The 25,100-nt window shown below is 61.5% G+C and carries 23 protein-coding genes; 12 read left to right on the forward strand and 11 right to left on the reverse strand.

Annotated features, from left to right (window positions below; all coding sequences use genetic code 11):
- Positions 1 to 80 precede the first annotated feature (80 nt).
- From IE095_RS02850 to IE095_RS02865, 4 genes are all read right to left on the reverse strand, one after another.
- Positions 81 to 467, reverse strand: a complete 387-nt coding sequence (locus IE095_RS02850; protein ID WP_189410073.1) for a hypothetical protein — start codon at positions 465 to 467, stop codon at positions 81 to 83.
- A gap of 533 nt (positions 468 to 1,000) precedes the next feature.
- Positions 1,001 to 2,284 carry a DUF3422 family protein gene (locus tag IE095_RS02855; protein ID WP_189410074.1) on the reverse strand — a complete coding sequence of 428 codons (1,284 nt, stop codon included), beginning with the start codon at positions 2,282 to 2,284 and terminating at the stop codon, positions 1,001 to 1,003.
- 90 nt (positions 2,285 to 2,374) lie between these two features.
- Positions 2,375 to 3,058 carry a D-lyxose/D-mannose family sugar isomerase gene (locus tag IE095_RS02860; RefSeq protein WP_189410075.1) on the reverse strand — a complete coding sequence of 228 codons (684 nt, stop codon included), beginning with the start codon at positions 3,056 to 3,058 and terminating at the stop codon, positions 2,375 to 2,377.
- 155 nt (positions 3,059 to 3,213) lie between these two features.
- Entirely contained in the window at positions 3,214 to 3,984 is a 771-nt protein-coding gene (locus IE095_RS02865) for a gamma-glutamyl-gamma-aminobutyrate hydrolase family protein (protein ID WP_229804429.1), read from the reverse strand.
- Between the two features lie 188 nt (positions 3,985 to 4,172).
- Here IE095_RS02865 and copM point away from each other — a divergent pair, with 188 nt between their 5' ends.
- Positions 4,173 to 4,526 carry a CopM family metallochaperone gene (gene copM, locus IE095_RS02870; protein ID WP_189410076.1) on the forward strand — a complete coding sequence of 118 codons (354 nt, stop codon included), beginning with the start codon at positions 4,173 to 4,175 and terminating at the stop codon, positions 4,524 to 4,526.
- Positions 4,527 to 4,629: 103 nt separating this feature from the next.
- Here copM and IE095_RS02875 read toward each other — a convergent pair whose 3' ends face one another.
- The gene (locus IE095_RS02875; protein ID WP_189410077.1) at positions 4,630 to 5,841 is read right to left on the reverse strand and encodes a pyridoxal-phosphate-dependent aminotransferase family protein; all 1,212 of its coding nucleotides are present in this window, start codon (positions 5,839 to 5,841) and stop codon (positions 4,630 to 4,632) included.
- Positions 5,842 to 5,921: 80 nt separating this feature from the next.
- On the opposite strand from IE095_RS02875, the gene IE095_RS02880 reads away from it, so the two are divergent.
- Entirely contained in the window at positions 5,922 to 7,658 is a 1,737-nt protein-coding gene (locus IE095_RS02880) for an ABC transporter ATP-binding protein (RefSeq protein WP_189410078.1), read from the forward strand.
- Positions 7,659 to 7,695: 37 nt separating this feature from the next.
- Complete coding sequence (gene ygfZ, locus IE095_RS02885; RefSeq protein WP_189410079.1) at positions 7,696 to 8,445, forward strand: CAF17-like 4Fe-4S cluster assembly/insertion protein YgfZ; 750 nt, start codon at positions 7,696 to 7,698, stop codon at positions 8,443 to 8,445.
- 3 nt (positions 8,446 to 8,448) lie between these two features.
- On the opposite strand, the gene efp is transcribed toward ygfZ, so the two are convergent.
- Positions 8,449 to 9,012 (reverse strand): elongation factor P, encoded by a 564-nt coding sequence (gene efp, locus IE095_RS02890; RefSeq protein ID WP_189410080.1) that lies wholly within the window; start codon positions 9,010 to 9,012, stop codon positions 8,449 to 8,451.
- 216 nt (positions 9,013 to 9,228) lie between these two features.
- Here efp and IE095_RS02895 point away from each other — a divergent pair, with 216 nt between their 5' ends.
- The gene (locus IE095_RS02895) at positions 9,229 to 9,555 is read left to right on the forward strand and encodes a DUF6280 family protein (RefSeq protein ID WP_189410081.1); all 327 of its coding nucleotides are present in this window, start codon (positions 9,229 to 9,231) and stop codon (positions 9,553 to 9,555) included.
- Positions 9,556 to 9,633: 78 nt separating this feature from the next.
- On the opposite strand, the gene IE095_RS02900 is transcribed toward IE095_RS02895, so the two are convergent.
- From IE095_RS02900 to IE095_RS02920, 5 genes are all read right to left on the reverse strand, one after another.
- Positions 9,634 to 10,341, reverse strand: a complete 708-nt coding sequence (locus tag IE095_RS02900) for a DUF2497 domain-containing protein (RefSeq protein WP_189410082.1) — start codon at positions 10,339 to 10,341, stop codon at positions 9,634 to 9,636.
- 125 nt (positions 10,342 to 10,466) lie between these two features.
- Positions 10,467 to 11,906 carry a TolC family outer membrane protein gene (locus IE095_RS02905; protein WP_189410083.1) on the reverse strand — a complete coding sequence of 480 codons (1,440 nt, stop codon included), beginning with the start codon at positions 11,904 to 11,906 and terminating at the stop codon, positions 10,467 to 10,469.
- Between the two features lie 39 nt (positions 11,907 to 11,945).
- Positions 11,946 to 12,599, reverse strand: a complete 654-nt coding sequence (locus IE095_RS02910) for a protein-L-isoaspartate O-methyltransferase family protein (RefSeq protein ID WP_189410084.1) — start codon at positions 12,597 to 12,599, stop codon at positions 11,946 to 11,948.
- A gap of 116 nt (positions 12,600 to 12,715) precedes the next feature.
- Positions 12,716 to 15,304 (reverse strand): vWA domain-containing protein, encoded by a 2,589-nt coding sequence (locus IE095_RS02915; RefSeq protein ID WP_189410085.1) that lies wholly within the window; start codon positions 15,302 to 15,304, stop codon positions 12,716 to 12,718.
- Entirely contained in the window at positions 15,304 to 16,305 is a 1,002-nt protein-coding gene (locus tag IE095_RS02920) for a hypothetical protein (protein ID WP_229804430.1), read from the reverse strand. The genes IE095_RS02915 and IE095_RS02920 overlap by 1 nt, the downstream gene beginning before the upstream one ends.
- 140 nt (positions 16,306 to 16,445) lie before the next feature.
- Here IE095_RS02920 and IE095_RS02925 point away from each other — a divergent pair, with 140 nt between their 5' ends.
- The 8 genes from IE095_RS02925 (at position 16,446) to IE095_RS02960 (ending at position 25,060) form a co-directional block, all read left to right on the forward strand.
- Positions 16,446 to 17,120: an HAD family hydrolase gene (locus tag IE095_RS02925; RefSeq protein ID WP_189410086.1), complete on the forward strand. Its 675-nt coding sequence runs from the start codon at positions 16,446 to 16,448 to the stop codon at positions 17,118 to 17,120.
- Entirely contained in the window at positions 17,117 to 18,082 is a 966-nt protein-coding gene (locus tag IE095_RS02930; protein ID WP_189410087.1) for a sugar-binding transcriptional regulator, read from the forward strand. Before IE095_RS02925 ends, IE095_RS02930 begins: the two co-directional genes overlap by 4 nt.
- 116 nt (positions 18,083 to 18,198) lie before the next feature.
- The gene (locus IE095_RS02935) at positions 18,199 to 19,509 is read left to right on the forward strand and encodes an ABC transporter substrate-binding protein (protein WP_189410088.1); all 1,311 of its coding nucleotides are present in this window, start codon (positions 18,199 to 18,201) and stop codon (positions 19,507 to 19,509) included.
- A 77-nt stretch (positions 19,510 to 19,586) separates the two neighbouring features.
- On the forward strand, positions 19,587 to 20,459 hold the full coding sequence (locus IE095_RS02940; RefSeq protein ID WP_189410089.1) for a carbohydrate ABC transporter permease: 873 nt from the start codon (positions 19,587 to 19,589) through the stop codon (positions 20,457 to 20,459).
- A 3-nt stretch (positions 20,460 to 20,462) separates the two neighbouring features.
- A complete protein-coding gene (locus IE095_RS02945) occupies positions 20,463 to 21,293 on the forward strand; it encodes a carbohydrate ABC transporter permease (protein ID WP_189410090.1) in 831 nt (276 codons plus the stop codon).
- Between the two features lie 8 nt (positions 21,294 to 21,301).
- Entirely contained in the window at positions 21,302 to 22,300 is a 999-nt protein-coding gene (locus IE095_RS02950) for an ABC transporter ATP-binding protein (RefSeq protein WP_189410091.1), read from the forward strand.
- A 39-nt stretch (positions 22,301 to 22,339) separates the two neighbouring features.
- The gene (locus IE095_RS02955; protein WP_189410092.1) at positions 22,340 to 23,770 is read left to right on the forward strand and encodes a mannitol dehydrogenase family protein; all 1,431 of its coding nucleotides are present in this window, start codon (positions 22,340 to 22,342) and stop codon (positions 23,768 to 23,770) included.
- A 105-nt stretch (positions 23,771 to 23,875) separates the two neighbouring features.
- Positions 23,876 to 25,060 carry an HPP family protein gene (locus IE095_RS02960; protein ID WP_189410093.1) on the forward strand — a complete coding sequence of 395 codons (1,185 nt, stop codon included), beginning with the start codon at positions 23,876 to 23,878 and terminating at the stop codon, positions 25,058 to 25,060.
- Positions 25,061 to 25,100: the final 40 nt, after the last annotated feature.

Below are 25,100 nucleotides of genomic sequence, written 5' to 3' on the forward strand. Positions count from 1 at the left end.
AACATCAAGGGCGCGATTGCCGCGCCCTTGGGATTGTCGATAGAGCTCTAGCGATGCGCCAAGGGACCGCACAGAAAACCTTACTGCTCCTTGACCTTGCAAGTCCCGCGGCCTTCAAAGTGGCCAGTATAGCCTGCCCCGGGGGTCGCCCGCACGGTAAATTTACCATCCGCCGGGAAGAAGGATGCGCGATAGCCCATATTTGTCTGATCACCGCGAATTTTCACCTGAACAGACCATTTAAAGACAATCTTCTTGGAACTCTCTTCGTATTTACCGGCAATGGGTTCGCCGACGAATGTGTGAATCACCGGGTCATAGACGGTGACCGCTGTTGTATTGGCTTCGTAGCCAAAGATGTAGGGGCTGTTGACCCAACTGTCTTCGGCGGTGGTACATTCCAGAACTTTGGCGCTGGCATTGCCCGCCAAAAACATCATTCCCAAAAACCAGACAAGTTTCTTCATAGTCTTCTCCTGAGCGGCGCAATGGCCGACGACATTGTTGGTAAAGTTATTCGGTTAGGGTGCAAGTCCCTCGCCCCTCTGCGGGGCCATTGAATCTGTACCGAAAGGGCGTCACGCGGATGATAAAGATATTTTTGCTGCGCAACCAAGTTGCACGGAAGTTGAGATTTGAGCTGGCATCTTCCAGCATGGCGCCCTCAAGGCTCCAGGTCATTGTTGCACGCGACTTCGTGTATTGGTCAAGATCCGCGACCTTATATATACCATTGAATTTCTTCGAAATTTCATCCTTTACGACGGCCGCTGCCGCATTACGATTTATCTCAAAACTATAAAAATCCGCCAAAAAACGCGCTGTGCTTTGTCCTTGGATCGACGTTACCTTACATTCCAGCGTTTGGGCCCGCGCAGGCAGAGCCGATAGAAAAACCACAGAAAGCAGGGCCCCAAAAATTCGCACAGATCATCTCCAATAGCGTTTACGATGATTTGCCGATATCGCGCAAAAAACGCAAGGGCTGAAACGCTGCAGCCTATGGCAGATTTTGAGTATGGCCCGACTTTATCCACCGCAAACCCCACCACACCAACCCCAAAGTCACCGGCACCAGACCGGCCATGACCCATGTCTGGTCCAGATGCGCCCAATGCGCCAAGGGCTTTGCCAGATAACCCAACAAGCCCAAGGCGTAGTAGCTGATCGCCACGACCGATAGGCCTTCGACGGTGTGTTGCAGCCGCAGTTGCAGATCAGCCCGATGGTCCATGCTGGCGAGCAGTTTCTGGTTCTGCGCTTGGCGTTCGACATCCACCCGCGTCCGCAGTAGTTCTGCCGCCCGGGCCGCGCGTTCGGCCATCGCGTTCAGACGCACCTCGGCGGATTTCACGGTGCGCATGGCGGGGTCATAGCGGCGCATCATAAATTCGCCAAAGCTTTGCCGCCCGGCCACCCGTTCCTCACGCAGCACGGTGATCCTTTGGGCGACGATGGCCTGATAGGCGGCGGTCGCACCAAAGCGGAAACCGTGCTGGACGGACAACCGCTCCAATTCAGCCGAGATTTGCAGCAGATCATGCAGGGCGGATTCGGCGCCGCCGCTTTCGTCCAGCCGACCCACCAGCGCCGACAGGCGCGGGTCCAGATCGTTCAAGACCCGCGTCAGGTCGCGCACACGCGCCAGACCCAGCATCGACATGGCGCGGTAGGTTTCAATCTCGCACAGCCTTTGCACGATCCGCCCCACCCGGCGCGGGCCGGTGCCAGGGCGCACAAAGACGGCAAAGCGCATATAGCCGCCCTCGTCGATGCGGAAATCGCCGGCAATCACGGCGGCCCCATCGACCACCCGCGCCACGGCCAGACTTTCGGCCTGCAACCAACCCTCCAGCCGCGCCAGCATCGCAGCCTCATCCTCGGGCATCTCCTCCACCCGGATCAGCCCGGCCACAAGCCGTTGCGCGGCACTGCCTGCCAACCAGTCCTTGGGGAAAACCTCACCCTCCATCGGGTCAAAGGCCTGATCCGGCAGCCCTGGCTGAAAGGCCGCATAGGTCACGAATTCGGTATGGCTTTCCCATTTCAGGCTGGCGCGCCCGCCCTGTCCCGTATGGTGCATCGCCCCCGGCAAGGCTGCCGCCATCCCCTGTGCAGCCAGCCAGTCATTCAGCAACGCCAGATCAGCCCCCCGGTCGCGGTTCACCGAATTGCCGGGCTCTTTCAGCGCCATGAACACCACATGCGCCGGGGCCTGCAGCACCGGAAAGGGTCGTGCGTGCAATTCGTCAACAAGCGCATGTCGCAAAGGGTGATCCATCATGCCCCCTGCCTAAACCCCTGCCCCACCACAGAAAAGCAAAAGGCTGGCATACATCCGTATGCCAGCCCGCTGTTGCAATTCCGCCAAGCGTTAGGCCAGCCACTTTTCGTAGTCGCTGACCAGCAGATGCGTCGGGGCTACGTCTTCCTCAATATCCGCAAAGCGCCCGATGGGATCGACAAAGATGTTGTCCGTCACATCGTCATTCACCGTGCTGACCTCTCCAATCAGCACATCGCCGCCTTCACCCCAGAAAGCATGCCAGTCGCCCGGCATCAGCGTGACCGATTCCCCCGGGGCCAGCCGCAGCTTGTCGCCCGGCCCATAGTCCCGCGCGATGCCGTCGCACAGCACCCGCCCGCCGCGATCCCGCGCGAAATGGCCTTTGTCGTCAGACCCGAAAAGTTCCACCACAAGGGTCGCCCCGCCCCGGTTGATGATGTCTTCGGCCTTGATCACATGGGTGTGCATTGGCGAAAGCTGGTCCTGACGGCTGATCAGCAGCTTTTCCGCATAGCACATGCCACCGCCACGTTGCAGATCGGCCAAAGAGCCGTTCCGCAGGGTGAACAGGAAAAGCCCCATTTCATCATAGCGCCCCTGCCCATAATCGGTGATGTCCCAGCCCATCCGGCTGTCCACGATCCGCCGCGCGTCGGTGCGGGCCTTGAACTGGTCCGGCGTCCAATAGGCAAAGGGCGGCAGGACAAAGCCGTAGTGGCGGATCATCTCATCCGCTGCGGCCATGATATCGTTAATTCTTGAGCGTTTCATCGGTCTCTCCCCGTTTCGCGCGACTATAGCCGCCCGAAATGCCCCAGCAAGCCATCCTCATCTTTTCTTCAAAAATATCCTGGGGGGAGCCCGCAGGGCGGGGGGCAAAGCCCCCTCGAACGCCTAGGCTTATGGCAAAAGGCCATGCCGCTGCTTTACGCTGAAACCCGCGCCCAGGTGGCGCAGGCCTGACCGAAGGCCTCAAACAGCGGCCGCGAGACTGGGTCGCCCGCGGCATTCCATTCCGGGTGCCATTGCACCGACAGGGTGAAGCCCGGCGCATCCGCCACATAGATCGCCTCGGGCGTGCCATCCGGCGCCAGCCCGTCGATCATCACCCGACTGCCGGGGCGGTTGATACCCTGCCCGTGCAGCGTGTTCGTCATCACCTCCTCCGCGCCCATCAGCCGGGCGAAAACGCCACCGGGGGTAAACCGCACCGGGTGGCGCAGCGCGAACTTTTCTTCCAGCGTGCCGTCGGGGGGCATCCGGTGGTTCATGCGGCCCGGCAGGTCGCGGATTTCGGGGTAAAGCGTGCCGCCCATCGCCACGTTCACCTCTTGAAAGCCGCGGCAGACGCCAAGGAAAGGCTGGCCCCTATCCACACAAGCGCGGATCAGCGGCAGAGTGATGGCATCGCGGCCCCGGTCAAAGGCACCGTGGGCGGGGGTTTCATCCTCGCCATATTCGCTGGGATGGACGTTCGGGCGGCCGCCGGTCAGCAGGAAGCCATCGCAAAGATCCAGAAGTTCGGGCACGGAAATCAGTTTCGGATCGGTCGGGATGATCAGCGGCACGCAGCCCGAGACTTGCGAGACGGCCTCGGAGTTCATCACGCCACCGGCATGGACGGGATAAGTCTCATGCAAGAAGGCGGAATTGCCGATGATGCCCACGACCGGGCGGGAATTGGCACGCATGTTCATGGTTTGGGTCCAGCTTTGTCAGCATATTCTGCCCTTGCGGGGTCCGCTTGCCTAGCCCCCGATCCGCGCGCGAACCGTGCAGGGCTGCACAATGGAGCGATTGCCTGCGCAAAAGGCAGAGATCACGCGCAGTTGCCTTGCAAGTGATCGGCGCATGGCGATGCTGGCCGAAACAAGGGAGACGCTTGATGAAACAGATGATGATCCTTGCCGTTGCGGCGCTTTGGCTGGGCCAGCCGGGGGCTGCGCAGGACGCCCATGCGGGCCACAATATGGCCGATGTGGAGGGTCCGGCGAATGACGCCTTTAAGGCGGCGAATGAGACGATGCACAAGGACATGGCTATCCCGCTGACGGGGGATGCCGATGTGGATTTCATCCAAGGCATGATCCCGCATCACGAAGGCGCGGTCGCCATGGCGCGGATCGTGCTGGAACATGGGGATGACCCGGAGGTGCGGAAGCTGGCCGAGGCGGTGATTGCCGCACAAGAGGGCGAGATTGCCTGGATGAAGGAGTGGTTGGCGAAACAGGGGATGTGAGCTCCCCCTCCCCATCCCTCCCCCACAAGGGGGGAGGGGGCACCTCGATCTCGGGCACAGCGATTGGCACGGCGCGCGTTCCCCTCCCCCTTGTGGGGAGGGGTTAGGGGTGGGGGGCAAACGCCGCCTTGCCTGCCGCCGCGACCGCCCCGGCCCCATGGGCGATGCCCAAGGCATTGAGTCCCGCCTCGATCACGCCAATCGCGCCCAGCGTCATATGGGCGTTCACATGGCCCATATGCGCCAGCCGCAGCCAGCCGTCGGCCTTGGGGTCTTCGGGCGTGCCCATCCCAAGCCCGACACCCAGCGTCAGCCCTGCTTCGGCCTCGACCCAAGTGCGCAGCCTTGTCGCGTCCGGTGCGCCCAGCCGGATTGAGGTGACCGCGCCCGCCCTTGCCGCTGGAGCGGCGACATTCAGGCCGATGGCGGCATTGCCCTGCCCCCAGCATTCGACCGCCGCCCAGACCGCGCGGGCCAGACGGGCGTGGCGTTGATGGACTTGGGCCAAGCCTTCCTCGAAAATCATGTCGAGCGCAGCGCGCAAGGCGAACAGGTGATGCGTGGGCGCGGTGCCGTGCCAGTATTCCCAGAACTCACCGGGCGCGGGATTGGCCCTTGGCCCCCAGTTCCAATAGGGCGTCCGCAGACCCGCCCCCTGCCCCGCCAGACGCGCCTTTTCGGAAAACCAGACAAAGACCATGCCAGCGGGCGTCATCAGCCCCTTCTGGCTGGCGGCTAGGGTCACATCCACACCCCATTCGTCCATCCGATAGTCATCGCAGCCCAGAGACGCGATGCAATCCACGCAAAACAGCGCCCCGTGGCCCGCCGCGTCGATGGCCGCGCGAATGGCTTTCACGTCTGATTTGACGCTGGTCGCCGTATCGACCTGTGTCATCAGAACGGCTTTGATCTGGCCCGAGGTATCCGCCCGCAAGGCAGCCTCCACCTGTGCCGGATCAGCCGCCGAACGTTTGCCGAAATCCAAGAGGTCAACTTCAACCCCCAGCGCGCGCAGGGCATTGGCCCAGCCATGGCCGAAATTGCCACAGGCCAGCACCAGAACCCGGTCGCCACGTGAGAACAGGTTGGTATCCACCGCCTCCCACCCGGCATGGCCATTGCCGATATAGGCCGCCAGATGGCCCTGCGTTCCCGCCAACCGTTTCAGATCGGCCCAAAGGCCGGAGATCATATCCACCAATTCGCCCGCATAAATGTTCGGCGAAGGGCGCTGCATTGCCGCCAGAACCCGGTCTGGCAGGACAGAGGGGCCGGGAATGGCCAGATAACGGCGACCGTTGGCAAGGGACATGAGTGGGATTCCTTTCTGCTGAAGCATGGCTAAGCCCCCCCTTGCTGGACAGCAAGGCCCCCCGGCGCTAGACCGCTGGAATGACGACGAAACGCCCCTCGCTTTTGGCCCGCTTTTGGCGCGGCTATCTGGCCCGCCACTGGGGGCTTATGCTGCTGGCGCTGGTCCTGATGGCGGTCGAAGGGGCGACCCTTGGCGCGCTGAGCTGGATGATCGAGCCGCTGTTTGACAAAGTTTTCGCGGCGGGCGGCGATGCAGCGCTGTTGCCAGTGGGGCTGGGCATTCTGGGGCTGTTCGTGGTGCGGGCGATCACCTCGGTCGGGGGGCGCGTGGTCATTGCCGCCGTCTCGCAGCGGGTGGCGGCGGCGATGCAGGGCGATCTGCTGCGGCATCTGCTGACGCTGGATCTGCGCTTTTTCCAGCGGCATCCGCCCGGCGCGCTGATCGAGCGCGTGCAGGGCGACACTTTGGCGGTGCAGGGCGTCTGGGCCTCGCTTGTCACGGGGCTGGGGCGTGATCTGGTGGCGCTGCTGGGGCTGTTTGCCGTGGCGCTGTCGATTGACTGGCGCTGGACCTTGGCCGCGCTGATCGGGGCGCCGCTGCTGATCCTGCCTGCGGCCGCGCTGCAACGCTATATCCGTCGCAAGACGGGGCAATTGCGTGATCAGGCGGGGGCGAGGGCGACGCGGCTGGATGAGATTTTTCACGGCATGGGCGCGATCAAGCTGAACCAGATGGAGGGCTATCAGGCCAGCCGCTTTGACAGCATCCTTTTGCGCATCCGCCGTGCCGAGGTGAAGATGGCCACAGGCCGTGCCACGATGCCCGCGCTGATCGACGTGGTGACGGGGATCGGGTTCTTTGCCGTGCTGTTGCTGGGCGGACGCGAGGTGGCCGAGGGCCAGCGGACGACGGGGGAGTTCATGGCGTTCTTTACTGCCATGTCGCTGACGTTCCAGCCGATCCGCCGCTTGGGCGATTTGGCCGGGGTCTGGCAGATTGCAGCGGCATCGCTGGAGCGGATCTATGCCCTGTTCGACACGCCTGCCCCGGTACAGGCGACGGGGTTAGTGCCTGCCATCGCTTTGCCACCGGAAGTGGTGTTTCAGGATGTAGGCTTTGGTTATGGCGATGCGCCGGTTCTGAATGGGTTGAGCTTTACCGCCCCGGCGGGGCGGATGACGGCGCTGGTGGGGGCCTCGGGCGCGGGGAAAAGCACGGTGTTTCATCTGCTGACCGGGCTGGAACAGGCGCAGACGGGGCAGATTACCTTGGGCGGGGCCGATCTGGCAGCGCTGCCTTTGGAGGTCTTGCGGCGTCAGATTGCGGTCGTGTCGCAGGATACGGGGTTGTTTGACGAAACCCTGCGCGAAAACATCCTGCTGGGGCGCGCGGTCTCCGCCGACCGTCTGGATGCAGCCCTGCAAGCGGCCCATGTGACGCCCTTTCTGCCGGGCCTTACGGATGGTCTGGATACGCCCGCTGGCCCGCGTGGTTCGGCCCTGTCGGGGGGGCAGCGGCAAAGGGTGGCCATCGCCCGCGCCATCCTGCGCAATGCGCCCCTGCTGCTGCTGGACGAGGCGACAAGCGCCTTGGACGCCGAAAGCGAAAGGCTGGTGGCCGAGGCTTTGCAGAACGTGGGCAAGGGGCGGACGACCCTGGTCATCGCGCACCGTCTGTCGACCATCCGGGCCGCTGACAAGATCGTGGTGATGGATCAGGGCCGTGTGGTTGAGGAAGGCACGCATGACAGCCTTTTGGCGGCAGGCGGGCGTTATGCCGAACTGGTTCGTCTGCAATCAACCTTGCCCGGTTAGGGCTTTCGCTTGGCCACAGGCGGCCTATATTCACCGCATGAACATGCGCCGCCTTTACCGCCTGACCGGCCCCGATGCCCTGCCCTTTCTGCAAGGCTTGGTGACCAATGATGTCCTGCCCTTGGCCAAGGGGCCGGGGCTTGTCTATGCCGCGCTTCTGACGCCGCAGGGCAAGTATCTGGCCGATTTCTTTGTCGGACAAACGGCGCATGGCCTGATCCTTGATCTGCCCGAGGTTTTGGCCGAGGCGACGATCCGCCGCCTTTCGATGTATCGCCTGCGGGCCGATGTGCAGATCGCACCGGTGCCGGAGCTGTTCATTCATCGCGGGCTTGGCCCCTGCCCTGCGGATGGCTTTGCTGATCCGCGTGATGCGTCGCTGGGCTGGTGGGCAGTGCGCGATGTGCCACCAGAGGCGGATGGCACCGATTGGACCGCACTGCGCGTGGCGGCGCTGGTGCCCGAGGCGGGGGTCGAGCTGATCCCGGATGACAGCTATATCCTTGAGGCGGGGTTTGAACGCCTGCACGGTGTCGATTTCCGCAAGGGCTGTTATGTCGGGCAAGAGGTGACGGCCCGCATGAAGCACAAGACGGAATTACGCAAAGGTTTGGTAAAGGTCGCGGTGGAAGGTGCGGCCCCTGTGGGCACGCCGATCTTGGCGAATGGCAAGGAGGCGGGCATCTTGTTCAGCCAATCGGGCGGGCAGGCCATCGCGTGGATGCGGCATGACCGGATCCAGCCGGTCATGCAGGCGGGCGACGCCTTGGTGCGCCCGCGGGATTAGGGCTTAGGCCCGCTCGGAATACTCCATCAGTTCCGTATGCACGATGATCTCTTCATCCGGCCCCACGAAGGGCGGGATCATGATCCGCACGCCATTGTCGAGGATCGCTGGCTTAAAGCTGTTCGCCGCTGTCTGACCCTTCATCACCGGCTCGGTTTCTGCCACGCGGCATTTCACCTTTTGCGGAATCTGCACCGACAGGGGTTCATCGCCGAAATACTGGATCGTCGCGGTCATCCCGTCTTGCAGGAAGGGCCGACGGTCGCCCAACAGGTCGGCATCCAGCTCGGTCTGTTCAAAGGTCTCGCTATCCATGAACACCAAGCGCCCATCGGTTTCATACAGGAACTGCTGTTCCTTCAGATCCAGGCGCACCTCTTCGACCTTGTCTTCCGACCGAAAGCGTTCGTTCAGCTTGCGTCCGTCGCGCAGGTTCTTCAATTCCACCTGTGCAAAAGCCCCGCCTTTGCCCGGCTTCACGTGATTCACCTTCACCGCAGCCCACAATCCCCCGTCATGGTCAAGGATCGCGCCGGGGCGGATTTCGTTTCCATTGATCTTCGGCATGACAGTTCCGTGAATAAAAGGTTGATCGGTTGCGACACTGCCCTATATAGCGGGGGCGGACAGGGGGCAAGCCAACCAAATCTGGCCCCTCCCCCCATATAAGCCATGCGCAAGACGCATGGCCGACATGTCAAAGAAAGTTGTCCGAATCGATTGTAATCGGGGATATTCCCCGGACCTCGGAAGAACAAAAGTTCAAAAGAAAAGGACTTCCCAATGGCGGACCTGATTGACAGCACGGCGTTCAACTTTGAACAAGGCCAGCGCGCGCGCAAGCTTTTTGCCGCCGTGGTGCTGGCTGCGCTGGATGACGCCATTGCCGACGATAAGAAGTATGGAAACGGCCCCGACCAGATCGCCCGCTGGGCGCGTTCGCGTGATGGGCGCGAAGTCTTGTCCTGTGCCGGGATTGACCCGAACGAACGTGTGGTCAAAGGCCTGATGGAGTTCGTCGGCAAAGGCATCCGCACCTCGGTCGCTTTGTCGCGCGAGGAAAGCGAACGCCGTCATGCGGCAGAGCTGGATCAGGCGGAAGCCGCCTGATCTACGCTTCATCGAATATGAAAAAGCGCCCCAAGGGGCGCTTTTTGCGTTTCTGGTTTTGCGTGTCGGGGGAATGACTTATTCGATCCCGCGCGACATCAGCGCCCGCGCGATTTCCGCACGCACCAGTTTGCGCACGTTCCGCGTGATCCTTTCGCCGAATTCGCCCTGCAATTCGGCGCGCAACACTTCACGCACCAGATCGCGCAGGGCGTCGGCCCCCATGCCCAGCAGCGGGCCTTCGTCTTCCGCCGTCAGGTCGGGCAGTTCCTCAACCAATTCTTCGGCTTTCGGCGTTTCCTCGCGTTCGGCGCGACGCTCGCTGAGTTCGACCACAACGCCCGTTGCAGGGGCTTCCTCGGGGACCGTTTCTTCAACCATCGCCTGCGCCAAGGCCGCAATCACCGCGTCCATCGGATCAACGGGGTCCGCCGCTGCGATAGGCGCTGGCGGTGCGTCGGGGGCCGTCGGCATGTCCGGTGCAGGCGGCGCTTCGGCCACCACAGGCTCGGGCGTCACGCTGACCAGCGTTACCACAGGTTCCACCTTGGCTTTCGTCGCGCGCGGTTTCGGCGCAGCTTTTGCCTTGGGGGGTTTCACCGAGGCGACCGGCTCTTCCACCCGCAGGGCGGGGGTCAGCAGCAGCTTGTCTGACACCGGCTCCTCCACAGGTTTCAGCGCCGCAATGCGAATCGCGCGGCTTTTCGGCAATTTTTCTTCGGACACAAGACGCCGGATCGAGGACAAAACGTCCCCGCCGCCGACGGAACCCAATTGTTCAGACATCCCCGGCCACCGTCATAAAAACACTCCACCCAAAGTTTACCTTACAAGGCATCGCGACCGATTCTCAAGAAAATGAGTCCGACCTTGGTCTGAAAACGGTGCTTTTTGATCAGATTCCGGGCAAATCAGTCCGGTTGGCTGATGGATTTCAGGATACGATCCAACTTTTTGCCCTGCACGGTATGCACCGGCGCGTCTTTGACGGCGCGGTAATAGGCGGCGGGGTCATAGGTCGGGATGCCGAGGTTCAGGTGTTCCACCGTCAGCAGGCCCATGCTTTGCAGCAGCGAATAGGTCGACAGATAGCGCTGCGCCTCGGCCGTGGCGCGTTGGACGCGGGCGTCGAGCAGGTCTTGTTCGGCGTCCAGCACGTCAAGCGAGGTGCGGGCCCCCAGCTTGGCCTCTTCACGCAAGCCGTCAAAGGCCACCTGCGCCGCTTCGATCTGGCGGTTCGTTGCCTCGATCTGCGCGGTCGCAACCAGAACAGAGGCCCAGGCATTGCCAACGCCTTCCTCGACCTGCATCGAGGTTTGCAGAAGGCCCGCTTGTGATGCCTCTTGCTGGGCAAGGGCTTTGCGGTAGAGCGCGGCGATCTGGCCGCCGGAGTAGAGGGTTTTATTAAAGCTTAGCGTCCCAGTAGCGGACAAACCGTTGCTTTGGCCTGGGGAGCCTCCAAAGGAATAGCTGCCCTCAGGATCGGTCACACTTCCGCTTAACCGGATTGTCGGCTTTCCGTTGCGCTTGGCCCTTTCTGAATTGAGCTGCGCAATGGTCACTTCGTGCTGCGCCCGACGCAGGGCGGGGTGGTTTTTCAAGGCGACCGACTGTGCAAGTTCAAGCGTTTCCGACAGGGTCGGCGCTTTCGGCAAGGTCGAGATTGCTTCCGGGTAATGCCCCACCGCCAGCTTATAGGACTCGCGGGCCACCATCAAATCACCCTCGGCAGCAGCAAGCTGCGCGCGTGCCGACGCGAGCGAAGCCTCAGCAATTGCCACATCAGTCCGAGTATATTCGCCGACTTCAAAACGATCTTTTGCCGCCTGAAGCTCTTGGCCAATCACACGGACGTTGCTTTGGCGCAAAAACACAATTTCGCTGGCAAGCTTCACGTTGACGTAGGATTGGACGGCCGAAATCAAAACCTGCTGTTCGATATTCACCAAGCCTTGACGCGTGGCCAGAACGGACTCTTTCGCAACCTCAATCCCCAATTGACTGCGCCCGCCATCCCAAAGCGTCATCTCCATTGTCAGCCCATAAGAGGAGGTGTTGCTTTCCGAAACATTGCGCAGCAATCCCGGCGTCCCGTCCGACGTCACACCAAATCCGGAAAACTGCGCAATGTTATGCTGATAACCCGCCGAAAAACTGATAATCGGCCGCAACGCCGAAACAGCAATCGCCACATCCTCATCCGCGGCGCGCAGCAGGGCTTGGTTCTGCTCCAGCAGGTGGGAATTGCGATAGGCGGCGATCAGCGCGTCGGTCAGGGTTTCTGCCTGCGCAGGAAACGCCAGTCCGACCACCAAAAGCACCGAGACTCCAAACCGTTTCATGCCGCGCATTCTGCCCGTCCTTTTTTATATGCTCTGCCCTGCCCTGCCTTACAGCAGGAAGCCTTTGCGTTCTTCGTATCCCGGCAGAACCGGGGCGGTCGCGTTGAAAGCATCGCGCCAAGTGATGCGGCCATCGGCCTTGAATCCCACCCGTGCGACACCCAAAGCGCCTGTCATGAAGACCGCTCCGATGCGGCCCCCATCTTTCAACTGATCGGCCAGCCCTGCGGGCAGCTTTTCGACGCCGCCTTGCAAGACGATGATGTCATAAGGCCCATGCTTGGCCGAACCGGCCGCCAAGGGGCCGGTCATCACGGCGGCGTTGTCCACGCCTTCGGCGGACAGCGTGCGCTGCGCCTCGGTGGCGCGGGCCTCGTCATCCTCAACCGCGACAACCGCTTCGGCCAGACGCGCCAGAACGGCGGTCGAATAGCCAAGGCCGCAGCCGATATCCAGCACAGCATCGGTCGGTTGAACGTCCAGCGCATCCAACAGCTTGGCCAAAGTCCGTGCCTCAAGCACCACCCGTCCGGGGGCCAGGGGTAGGTTTTCCCCGACATAGGCCGCCTCACGCCGTTCGGCGGGGACATAGACCTCACGCCGCACGGCCAGCATGGCGGCGATGATCGGAAACTTGGTCACGTCCGAAGGGCGGACCTGGGTGTTGACCATCATGATGCGTCGTTGGGCGAAGTCGGTCATATCTGAACTCGTCAGTTTGATTTGCCTTGAATCCGTCTTGCCACAGTTCCAATGGAAGGGCAACGGGCCTTGTGGATAACCGCGCCGATCTGGGAGGGATCGGCGCGGTTCGTGTTTCAGTTGCCGCGGGTCAGGGCAAAGCTGGCGGTGACGCGGCAGGATTGCAGCCCGGCGTTCAGCAGACCGACCGTGCCATAGCCGTCGGCAAAGAAGGTCATGGCCAGTTCCCCCGTGACATTGTCCGCATCGACCATCGTGGCGGTGCCCGAAAGCATCCCCATGATAAAGGCGGGCTGCCCTTCGACCGGGGAGGGTGGCGCGTCACCCGTCGCTTGGCTTTCAGTCGCCTGCCAGATCACGCCGGGCAGACCAAGGGCATTCGGATCGAACATCCCGCCCCATGTGACAGGCCGGGCGGCGGTCAGGTTGGCCAGGATCGGATACATGGCCTTGTCAAAGCCCGCTGGACATTGCGTCACGACCACAGGCTCGGCCTTGCCCGACCAATTGCCGTCCGTCGGCGCGGCCGTTCCGGGCGCGGGCGGGACCATTTGAGGCGCATCTTCGGTCGCCGCCCCTTCCGTGGCGAGCGGTTCCTTGGATTCGGTCACCGGGTTGGTCTTGCCCGGATCGGCGCTGGGGCCTGTCGGCGTGGTCGGCTCATTCGCCGCTGAACCAGAGCTGGTCTCATGCGTTTCGGCGCTTTCGCCGGGGCCTTCGGTCGCTGCGGGTTCCGTGACCGTTGCTTCCGGCTCGACCACCTCAGGCTCCACCACTTCGGTCGCAACAGCCGCGACGGTGAGGCTGGGGGCGATCAGATCAATCCCCGCTTGCAGCACGGGGTTGCTTTGCCCCCAAGCACAAAGCGCCCCAGCCCCCGTTTCCACGCAGTCACCATTCGTCGCGGTCCAACCCAAGGGGTTCAGCAAAAGCGTTGGCAGGGAACCATCTTCTGCCTCGGGCCCAAAAAAGGTCATGGCCAGCAGATCGGTCGGCTGGCCCTCGGCTTCGGGGGCGGGCGTGGGCGAGTCGCTGCCCCAACCCACTGGCAAGGCAAAGACCAGCCCGGTTTCCGCATTCTGGAACCCGCAGGGCTGATCCGCATCGCAGCGATATCCGGCTGCCGATACCGTGCCCACACCGGCCAGCGCCAAGGTCTGGGCCGGATCAACCGTGACCACCGTCACCGGCTTAGCAACGACAGGTTCTTCCGCGGGGGGTTCTGGTTCGTTGATCGGCTGGGTGTTGGTTGTCTCAACCGGCTCTTCCGTTTCAGGCGAGGTTTCTTCGCCCATCTCTTCGGTCAAACCATCGTCGATCTCGGCGACATCGTCGGTCATCGCGACCTCTTCACCCAAAGCAAGACCGGCAACTTCGAAAGCCGTCGCATCCGGCGACACCAGAATATAGCCCTCAAAGAACCAGCCCTCGGCGGTGCCTTCGATGGCATATTCGCCGGGCGCAAGTTCCACCTGCCAAGCGCCAGTGACAGTGCCTTCGCCCGCAATGCCAAAGCCTTCGGGATCCTTAAGCGGAATAGCTTGCCAAAAGATCGACAGCCCTTCGGGTCCATCGGTCGGGGTCACCGTCACCATAACAGGCTGGCTCGCCTGCTCCGCATCGGCGACCGCCACCACGGGCGCGGGGACATAGGGTCGCACCAGTTGCACCGCCGCCACCTTCATACCCGAAGCATAGCCGGCCGTGGGATCAACGTCGGCATAGTCCAAGGCTGCCGCATAATCGAACATTGTGCAGATCGCCGTGCCGGCCGATGTCGCCCCTTTCGGATCATAACGCCAAGCGGCACAAAGCGGCTCGCCTTCACAGATCGCCTGACAATCGCCAATCTGGCCATCAGCCTGAAAACTTTGGGCGCGGGGCGATTGCGCCACGATACCGTTGTTGCCGACGCGATTCAGCACCATATTCAGCATCACGGGCGCGCCGCGATAGTAGGCCACACCTGGAATGGGTTCAGCTTCAACCGCTGGCTCTGCCGGGCTTTCGACGCCATTGGCAGGGCCCGCTTCGGGTTCTGTCTCGGCGAATTCTTCGCTTTCTGCCGTATCTTCGCCCGTCATCGCCGCCTCAAGCGCTCGGGCCAAGGCCCGCGCATTTTTGGCCGGATAGTATTTTCCACCCGTTCGGTTCGCGATGCAGGTCAACCGCCGACCTTCGGCAGGCTTCAGGCCAAACCCGACCACATGCACGGTAAAGTCATAACCGTCTGATTCAAGATCGGCGGCCATGTCACATGGGTTCGCCCGGCAACTTTCCGTTCCATCTGTCACCAAGATGATTGTCGCGGCCTCATCCTCATAGTCCAGCGCCTCGGCCGCTTCGCGCAGACTGTCGGCAATGGGGGTTTTCCCCAAGAATTTCATGCCTGCCAAGGCCTTGTTGATCTTGCGGTCGGTCGCTTCACCCGGCTTGACCAGAACCTGAATATCGTCACAGTCCCCCTCGCGCCGATGGCCATAGGCCATCAGGCCGACTTCAATGTCATCGGGCAGGCGTTTTAGAAACTGATTGACCGCCCGTTTGGCGATTTTGAGCTTTGGCTGCTTGCCAATCCGGCCCCACATAGAGCCTGAGCCGTCCATGATGATCATGGTCCGCCCCGCGTCTTGCGCCGCGACCGGGGCGACTGTTCCGCCCATGAGGCCCAAGGCCACCAGCCCTGCCAGAAGAATCGATCGCATCACAACTTCCCCCCATTCAATCGCGAAAGCCAGCCATCCGGCCTTGCCCCCGACCATACTGCCGCCCTTTGCCCCAAGGCCCGAAACTTGTCCGTCGCCCCGTCGAGCTTGGCCCGCCATGCGGCGTCTGGTTGCTGACCCGCCGTTACTTTGAAGAATACCTGCAACATGCACGCAATGGCAAAGGGTTCGATCAAAGCCGATTTGACCGCCCAAGCAAAAACAAGGGCAAAGACAAATCCCCCCGCCGACCAGGTGCCAGGCAGGATCCAGACAACGAAGGCCGCCGGGGCCAACATCACCAAAAAGACAAAGAACGACAAAATCCAGGTGAACAGGGTCAGCCAGGCCGCATTCACCATCATCGGCTTGGCATTCTGGGCATAAAGCACCAAGGCATCCTGACTGTCGCGCCAAGGATTCTCACTATGAATGCGCATCAGATGGCCCAAGATCACCTCATCCACCAGCCCGACGGCAATTTTTAGAAAGGCACGCAGCGCCCCAGCGGCCTGTTCCACCCCCGGGATCGGGAATAACGACAGGATCCCTTCGATCAACCCGGTGATCACGCCGAGGATGCCCTTGATCAACTGGTCCAGACCGAACAGGGATGAGGCTTGGCCGAACCTTTCGCCCACGATCTTCCACGCATAGCGCACTTGGTCCTGACCGCCGGGGATCACCCGATCCTCCATCAGTTCGATCATCACCGCGATATGCCCGGCTTTCACCAGATAAAGCAGATAGTTGCGCAGGAAAAACACAACGCCCGCCGTCAAGCCGAAGCCTGCGAAACTGCCCCAGAAAACCGCCCCAGTCTGAAATTCATCCTCGCCAAAGGCGCCGATGGTCCAGCCCAGCCCAGCGCCGACGCCGGTTGTCAGGATCAGGGCCACCGTCACACCGAAATAGACCACGATGCGGAACAGAAGAAAAGGTGCGGTCAGGCGCATCAGGCCCAGCGCCTCACCCAAGTTGAAATCCCAATTCGCCTTCAAAGCACCAGCCCCCACTGTCTGCAATTGCGTCTTAAATCACTTGGCGCGCAAGGTTTCGTGAATCGCGCCACAAGGCAAGCGCAGATTGCACCTTTTAGCGGCTTTACCCGGCCTATCCGCAGCGCCTATGGTCGCGCATCATGCAGAGATACGACCTGATCATCTTTGATTGCGACGGTGTGCTGATCGACAGCGAGGTGATCAGCGCCCAGATGTTGATTGCGGAATTGAAGTCCTATGGTGTCAGCATCAGCCGTGAATTCGTGAGCCGCCGCTTTCTGGGGCGCAGCTATCCGACAGTTCTGAAGGAAATCCGTGAAAGCTTTGGCGTGGCCCTGCCCGAGCGGTTCGAGGCAGATTATCGCGCACGGTTGCTTGAGGCTTTTTCCCGCGATTTGAAAGTGATGCCGGGCATTCCTGAATTGCTTTCGGGTCTTCAGCGACCGCATTGTCTGGCAACCTCCTCCAGCCCCGAACGGGTGAGCATGTCGCTGAAACTGGTGGGGCTGGACCGATTCTTCGAGCCCGAGCGCATCTTTACCGCCAGCCGTGTGGCGCGCGGCAAGCCCGCCCCCGATCTGTTCCTGCTGGCAGCCGCCGACATGGGGCATGACCCCGCGCGCTGTCTGGTAATCGAGGACACCGAAACCGGCATCCGGGCGGCCAAGGCCGCCGGCATGGCTGTCTGGCGCTTCACCGGGGGCAGTCATTTGCAGGGCATAGACTTGACCCCCAGCCCCGATGCCATCCCCGACTGGCATTTCGACAATTTCAGCGCCCTTGTCCCGGCGCTTTCCGAACAGGCAGACCCATGATCGACAAACCCGATATTGACGCAACGCCGCTGGATGATGCTGCCCGGGCGGGCTGGCTTTACTATGTGGGGGGCATGACCCAAGATCAGATTGCGCGCGAACTGGGCGTATCGCGCCAACGCGCGCAACGCCTGGTCAGCCGGGCCATGGCGGAACGGCTGATCCATGTACGGCTGGAACACCGCATTTCCGGCCTACTGGATCTTGAGGCCGCCGTCGCCCGGCGCTTTGGTCTGAAAATCTGCCGCATCGCCCCCAGCCTTGGCGCGGGGATTGACCCCCTGCCCTCGATCGCGCCGCTGGCCGCTGCCGAAATGGAGCGTTTTCTGCAAGCCAGCGATCCCTTGGTCATCGCCTTGGGCACAGGGCGGACCCTGCGCGCGATGGTCGAAGAGTTGACCCACATGGAATGTGAACAGCATCGGATCGTCAGCTTGAACGGCAACATCTCTCCCGATGGATCGGCCAGCTATTACGATGTGGTCATGCGCATTGCCGACAAGGTGCGCGCGCCGCATTACCCGATGCCGATGCCCGTCATTGCGCAGACCACGGATGAGCGTGAACTGTTTCACGCCCTAAAGCCGATCCGCTCCATTCTGGCGCTCGCATCAGAGGCGGATGTGACTTTTGTTGGCGTGGGGCAAATGACCGATGGTGCACCGCTGTTCAAGGATGGCTTCATCACCGAGGCTGAACTGCACGAAATGCAGGGGCTGGGTGTCGCCGGCGAAATCGCCGGTTGGGCCTTTGATTCGGAGGGGCGCTATCTGGAAACCAGCGTGAACCTGCGGGTCGCTGGCGTGCGTGTTGTGCCGGACCGGGGGCGCGCTACCATCGCCGTGGCGGGCGGTGGCGACAAGGTCACCGCCTTGGTCGCCGGGCTGAAAGGTCGGCTTTTCAACGGTTTGATCACGGATGAAGACACTGCCCGCCAGGTTTTAGCCAAATCGCAAGCATGAGCATTTGACCAAAGCGCGAACGATTGCGCATTTTCCCGTTGACAGCTTCCGCCCGGATGTGGGTAATTGCCCACACTAAGGGAGATTGCTCAAGTCTGAGCAAAGGGAGGAATCTGATGACAATTTCGGTTCGTGCGCTGATGGGCGCATGCGCCCTGTCGGCGCTTGCCAGCGTCGCAGCGGCAGAAACAACGATCACGGTCGCGACCGTGAACAACGGCGATATGATCCGGATGCAGACGCTGATGGATGATTTCTATGCCAAGAACCCCGACATCAAGGTCGAATGGGTGACGCTGGAAGAAAACGAGCTTCGCCAGCGCGTGACCACGGACATCGCCACCAAGGGTGGCCAGTTCGACGTGCTGACCATCGGCACCTATGAAGTTCCAATCTGGGGCAAGCAGGGCTGGCTGGTTGGCCTGAACGACCTGCCTGCGGAATATGACGTGGACGATCTGCTGCCCGCCATCCGCGGCGGTCTGACCGTGGATGGCACGCTTTATGCCTCGCCCTTCTACGGCGAAAGCAGCATGGTCATGTACCGCAAAGACCTGATGGAGGCCGCTGGCCTGACCATGCCCGACGCGCCGACCTGGGCCGACATCAAGGCCGCTGCGGCCGCAATGACGAACAAGGACGCCGAAATCTATGGCATCTGCCTGCGCGGCAAAGCCGGCTGGGGCGAAAACATGGCCTTCCTGACCGCCATGTCCAACTCGTTCGGGGCCAAGTGGTTCGACGAAAACTGGCAGCCGCAGTTTGATCAGCAGCCTTGGAAGGACACCGTGTCCTTCTATCTGGACCTGATGAACAACTACGGCCCGCCCGGTGCGGCGAACAATGGTTTCAACGAAAACCTGTCGCTGTTCCAGCAAGGCAAATGTGGCATGTGGATCGACGCCACAGTGGCGGCTTCGTTCGTGACCGGCGCTGACAGCACCGTCGCTGACAAGGTTGGCTTTGCACTGGCCCCCGACAATGGTCTGGGCAAGCGCGGCAACTGGCTCTGGGCTTGGTCCTTGGGCATTCCCGCCGGTTCGCAAAAGGTTGACGCGGCCAAGGCGTTCGTCAACTGGGCAACCAACAAGGAATACCTTGCCTTGGTCGCCAGCAAAGAAGGCTGGGCGAACGTGCCTCCGGGAACCCGGACTTCGCTGTATTCCAACGAAGAATACGCCAAGGTTCCTTTCGCCAAGATGACCATCGACAGCATCAATGCCGCTGACCCGAATGCGCCGACCGTGGACAAAGTGCCTTATGTGGGCGTCCAGTTCGTCGCCATCCCGGAATTTCAGGGCATTGGCACCGCTGTCGGCCAACAGTTGAGCGCCGTTCTGGCGGGTCAGACCTCGCTGGAAGAAGGTTTGGCCGCAGCCCAGCAACTGACGGTGCGCGAAATGACCCGCGCCGGCTACATCAAGTAAGCGGAACCTCCCTTCTCGGGGCCGGCCTTGTGCTGGCCCCGTTTTTTCGACCTTCCCCCACATATTGCAGGTGCAGCATGGCCACCGAACACTCGAAATCTGCCGGAAGGCTGATGGTCTCTCCCGCTGTGGCAGTGCTTCTGATCTGGATGATCGTTCCACTGGCCATGACCATTTGGTTCAGCTTTCAACAATATAATCTGCTTTATCCTGATCGCACGGGTTTCGCCGGGATCGAGAACTACTACTACTTTATCACCGACTTCCGCTTTCAACCCGCCATCTGGAACACCCTGCGGCTGGTCTTGGGCGTTCTGGCCATCACCACCATCGGCGGCATCCTTCTGGCGCTGCTGCTCGATCAGCCCTTCTGGGGGCAAGGCATCGTTCGCCTGCTGGTTCTGGCCCCCTTCTTCGTGATGCCCACCGTGTCGGCCCTGGTCTGGCAGAACATGTTCATGGATCCGGTGAATGGCCTGTTTGCACATATCGCCAAGGCTTTCGGCGGCGACGGCTATGATTTTCTGGGCCAATCGCCGCTGATGTCGATCATCATCATGGTCGCCTGGCAGTGGCTGCCCTTTGCCACACTGATCTTGCTGACGGCCCTGCAAAGTCTGGACCGCGAACAGATCGAGGCGGCAGAAATGGACGGCGCTTCGGTCTGGTCGCGTTTCATCTATATCATCCTGCCGCATATGACCCGCGCGATCACCGTGGTCATCCTGATCCAGACGATCTTTATCCTGTCAGTCTATGCCGAAATCCTTGTCACCACCAACGGTGGCCCTGGCACCGCCAGTCTGAACCTGCCCTTCCTCGTCTACCTTGCCTCGATCGTCGACAATGACGTGGGCATGGGGGCCGCCGGGGGTGTCATCGCCATCATCCTTGCCAATATTGTCGCCTTCTTCCTGATGCGCGCCATCGGCAAGAACTTGGAGCATTGAACCATGCCCCGCCGCATATCCAACAGCCAGAAGACCATGACCACCGTTGCCGCCTGGACCATCGGCGTGCTGATCTTCTTTCCGATCCTCTGGATCTTTATCCTGTCCTTCAAAGCCGAAGGCGATGCCATCGGCACGCCCTTGCACGTGATCTCAAGCGCCTGGACTTTTGATGCCTATGGTGAGGTTCAGGGCCGCTCGGATTACTTCAAGCACTTCTGGAACTCTGTCGTGCTGTCGCTGGGTTCCACGCTCATAGGGCTGGCTATCGCCATTCCTGCGGCCTGGTCGATGGCCTTTGTGCCAGGAAAACGGACGAAAGACCTGCTGATGTGGATGCTTTCGACCAAGATGATGCCCGCCGCCGGGGTTCTGGTGCCGATCTATCTGATCTTCCGCGATCTGGGGCTTTTGGACACCCGCATCGGTCTGGTGGCGATCCTGACCTTGGTCAACCTGCCGATCATCGTCTGGATGCTTTACACCTATTTCAAGGAAATCCCCGGTGAGATCCTTGAGGCGGCGCGGATGGATGGCGCGAGCCTGCGGTCGGAAATTCTTTATGTGCTGACGCCCATGGCCATTCCCGGCATCGCCTCGACCATGCTGCTGAACATCATTCTGGCTTGGAACGAGGCCTTCTGGACCCTGCGCCTGACGGCCGCCAGTGCGGCACCGCTGACCGCCTTTATCGCCAGCTATTCCAGTCCCGAAGGGCTGTTCTACGCCAAACTTTCGGCGGCCAGCGTCATGGCCATCGCCCCAATCCTGATCATGGGCTGGTTCAGCCAGAAACAACTTGTCCGCGGCCTGACCTTCGGCGCGGTGAAATAGAGGCCATCATGGGACAGATCACTCTTTCAAAAGTCGTCAAGCAATTCGGCGAAGTCACCGTCATTCCGCCCTTGGATCTGGAAATCAACGAAGGGGAATTCGTGGTCTTTGTTGGCCCTTCGGGTTGCGGCAAATCCACCCTTCTGCGGCTGATCGCGGGGCTAGAGGATACGTCGGCCGGTTCTATCACCATCGACGGCGTGAACGCGACCGACCTGCCCCCCGCAAAACGTGGGCTGGCCATGGTGTTCCAATCTTACGCGCTGTATCCGCATATGACCGTGCGCAAAAACATCGCCTTTCCGCTAAAGATGGCGGGCATGTCGCCGGAAGAACAGGAAAAGCGCGTCAAGGCGGCGGCGGGTGTGTTGAACATGAACAAACTGCTGGACCGCCGTCCGGGCCAGCTTTCGGGCGGTCAGCGTCAGCGGGTCGCCATCGGGCGGGCCATCGTACGGGAACCGAAAGCGTTCCTGTTCGACGAACCCTTGTCAAACCTGGATGCCGCCCTGCGGATGGGAATGCGGCTTGAGATCACCGAACTGCATCAGCGGCTCAAAACGACCATGATCTATGTGACCCATGATCAGGTCGAGGCGATGACCATGGCCGACAAGATCGTGGTGCTGAATGCCGGTCGGATCGAACAGGCGGGCAGCCCGCTGGAACTGTATAAGAACCCAAAGAACATCTTTGTCGCGAGTTTTATCGGCAGCCCCAAGATGAACTTCGTCGGCGGGCAGGTGGCGAAATACCACAACGCCGCCACCATCGGCGTGCGGCCTGAACATGTGATGCTCTCCACCTCCAGCGGCCCATGGAAGGGCACGGTGGGCGTGGCCGAACATCTGGGGTCAGATACCTTTGTGCATGTGAACACCGAAGAGGCCGGCACGATCACCGCGCGGATCAGTGGCGAGGTGGTGGTGAAACATGGCGACACCGTCTGGCTGACGCCGATGCCCGACAAGATCTATCGCTTTGACGCCGAAGGGGTGGCGATCTGATCGCCCTCCCCCAGAACATCCTAAAGAAAGACCCTTGCCATGACTGCATCCGCCCAAGAACCCAGCTATGACCGGGCCTCACTGAAACCCGGCATCGTCCATATAGGACTTGGCAACTTTCATCGGGCGCATATGGCCGTCTATCTGGACGATCTGTTTGCGCTGGATGAAGGCCATGACTGGGCCATTCTTGGTGCGGGGGTGCGGCCTGCCGATGCCCGCATGCGCGATGCCATGCGGGGGCAGGATTGTCTGTCGACGGTGATCGAACTGGATCCGAAAGGCCCCAGCGCCCGCCGCATCGGTTCGATGATCGACTTTCTGCCGGTCGAGGCGGACAACGCGGCCCTGATCAAGGCCATGTCGCAGCCCGAAATCCGCATCGTCAGCCTGACGGTGACGGAAGGCGGTTATTTCCTGAACCCGCAGGGCGGGTTCGACACGACCCATCCCGAGATCAAGGCCGATGCTGCCAATCCGCACCGCACAGCCTTTGGCGCGATCATTGCGGCCCTGAAAGCGCGGCGGGCGGCGGGGATTCCGCCCTTTACGGTGATGTCCTGCGACAACCTACCGGGCAACGGCCATGTCACCCATACCACCGTCACCGGCCTTGCGCGCTTGTCCGACCCTGCAATGGCCGACTGGATCGACGCGAATGTCGCCTTTCCGAACGGCATGGTGGACCGGATCACCCCCGCCACCGGCCCCTTGGAACGTGCCTTGGCGGGGGAGTTCGGTCAGGCCGATGATCCGGTGCCCGTGACCTGCGAACCCTTCCGCCAATGGGTGCTGGAGGACAACTTCCCCCAAGGCCGCCCCGCGTTGGAAAAGGTGGGCGTCACCTTCACCGATCAGGTCCATGCGTTTGAGATGATGAAGATCCGCATCCTGAATGGCGGCCATGCCATCATCGCCTATCCTTCGGCGCTGATGGATCTGACGCTGGTGCATGAGGCGATGGCCGATCCGCTGATCCGCGCCTTTTTGACCAGGCTGGAAAATGACGAAATCCTGCCCCATGTCCCGCCGGTGCCCGGCACCAATCTGGGCTGGTACCGCGATCTGATCATCGACCGCTTTTCCAACCCGCGGATTGCCGACACCACCGCCCGCCTTTGTCTGGACGGATCGAACCGCCAGCCGAAATTCATCGTCCCTTCGATCCGCGACAATCTGGCGGCAGGGACACTGCCCGAGGGCCTGATCCTGTTGTCCGCCTTCTGGTGCCACTACTGCGCAGGCCAGACCGACAGCGGTGCACCGATCCCGCCCAACGATCCGAATTGGGATGATCTGCAAGACCGCGCCCGCCGCGCCAAGGCCGATCCGATGGCTTGGCTGGGCATGGAAACCGTCTATGGCGATCTGGGTCAGAATGCTGCCCTGCGCGACCGCTTCGCCGCCCGCCTAGCGGAAGTCGCCCGCGATGGCACCGCCGCCACGCTGCGCCGCTATCTGGGCCTGTAATTTCGGAAAACATCCCCGGCACTCCCCGCCGTGGGGATGTTTCCATCTTGTCCCTGCATCCCTTGCGCGCCACTCTTGCAACCGCAAGCAAGAGGCAGGGGCAAGATGAACCAAAAGACCGACCGTCAGACCCGTGGAAGTCTGCTTTGGCGCAGTCTGGGGCCGGTTCTACCACCTGCACGTCCCGCAGAGACCATCAGGGCCGCAAGCGGTGCCCTAATAGCTACGGCGCTGTTGGCGCTGAGCTTCGCTATGGCTGCCCCAAATCTGCCTCTGCCAGCCAGTCTGACCTTGATCGCCCCATTTGGGGCCAGTGCCGTCCTGCTTTTCGCCGTGCCCAACAGCCCCCTCGCCCAGCCTTGGTCGGCGCTGGTGGGCAATGTTTTGGCCGCGCTTATCGGGGTGGCGGTAGTCAAGGTGTTTGATGATCCCAATCTTCGGATCGTTGTCGCTCTTGGCCTGACCATTCCGATGACTATTCTGGCCCGTGCCGTGCATCCGCCCGCCGGGGCGGTGGCTATGACGGCTGCGCTGTCCCCCGAACTGGTCGACACGCTGGGTTTTGGCTTTGCGGCCGCCCCCGTCGGCCTGGGCACCCTTATCCTGATCGTTCTGGCAATGGTCTGGGCCCGGCTGAGCGGCAGGCACTATCCCTTTCGCGTCTATCATGCCCCCGGGCCCTTTGGCACGGCTGATGCCCCGCCCACGGAACGTCTCGGTCTGTCGGAAAGTGAGCTGACCGCCATTCTGGACAGCTACCGCCAGTCGTTGAACCTCGGTGTCGAAGATCTGGCGCGGCTTATCGGTGCGGCGGAAATTCAAGCGGCAACGCATCGCACGGGGCCTTTGACAGCGGCAGACATCATGTCGCGCGACCTAGTGACCGTCAGCCCCGAGACCTCGCTGGACGAGGTGGCCGGGATCTTTCGCCGCCACGGATTTACTTCGCTGCCGGTCGTTGGCCCAGAAATGCGGTTCTTTGGTGTGATCTTTCAGATTCACCTGATCCGGCAGGCCCGCGAAGATGCGTTTAGACTGGAAACCCGCTTTGCCGCAGCCATGCGCCGCTTGACCGGAAGCCCCGGCGAAGGTGGCGCGAAACGGGCGGGCGACATTATGGCGGTGGCCAACCCCCGCGCGACCCCAACGACACCCGTTGCTGCCCTGCTGCCGCAGCTGGCGGACGGGCATTGCGATGCGGTGCCTGTCTTGTCCAAGGGTCGTATCGTGGGCATCGTCACCCGCACCGACATGATTGCGGCTCTCGCTCGGCAGAGCTTGACCGCGTAAGCCCCAAAAAGGCAAACGGCGCGGGGTTGCACCCGCGCCG

Source organism: Neogemmobacter tilapiae (assembly GCF_014652215.1).
Classification (GTDB): domain Bacteria; phylum Pseudomonadota; class Alphaproteobacteria; order Rhodobacterales; family Rhodobacteraceae; genus Neogemmobacter; species Neogemmobacter tilapiae.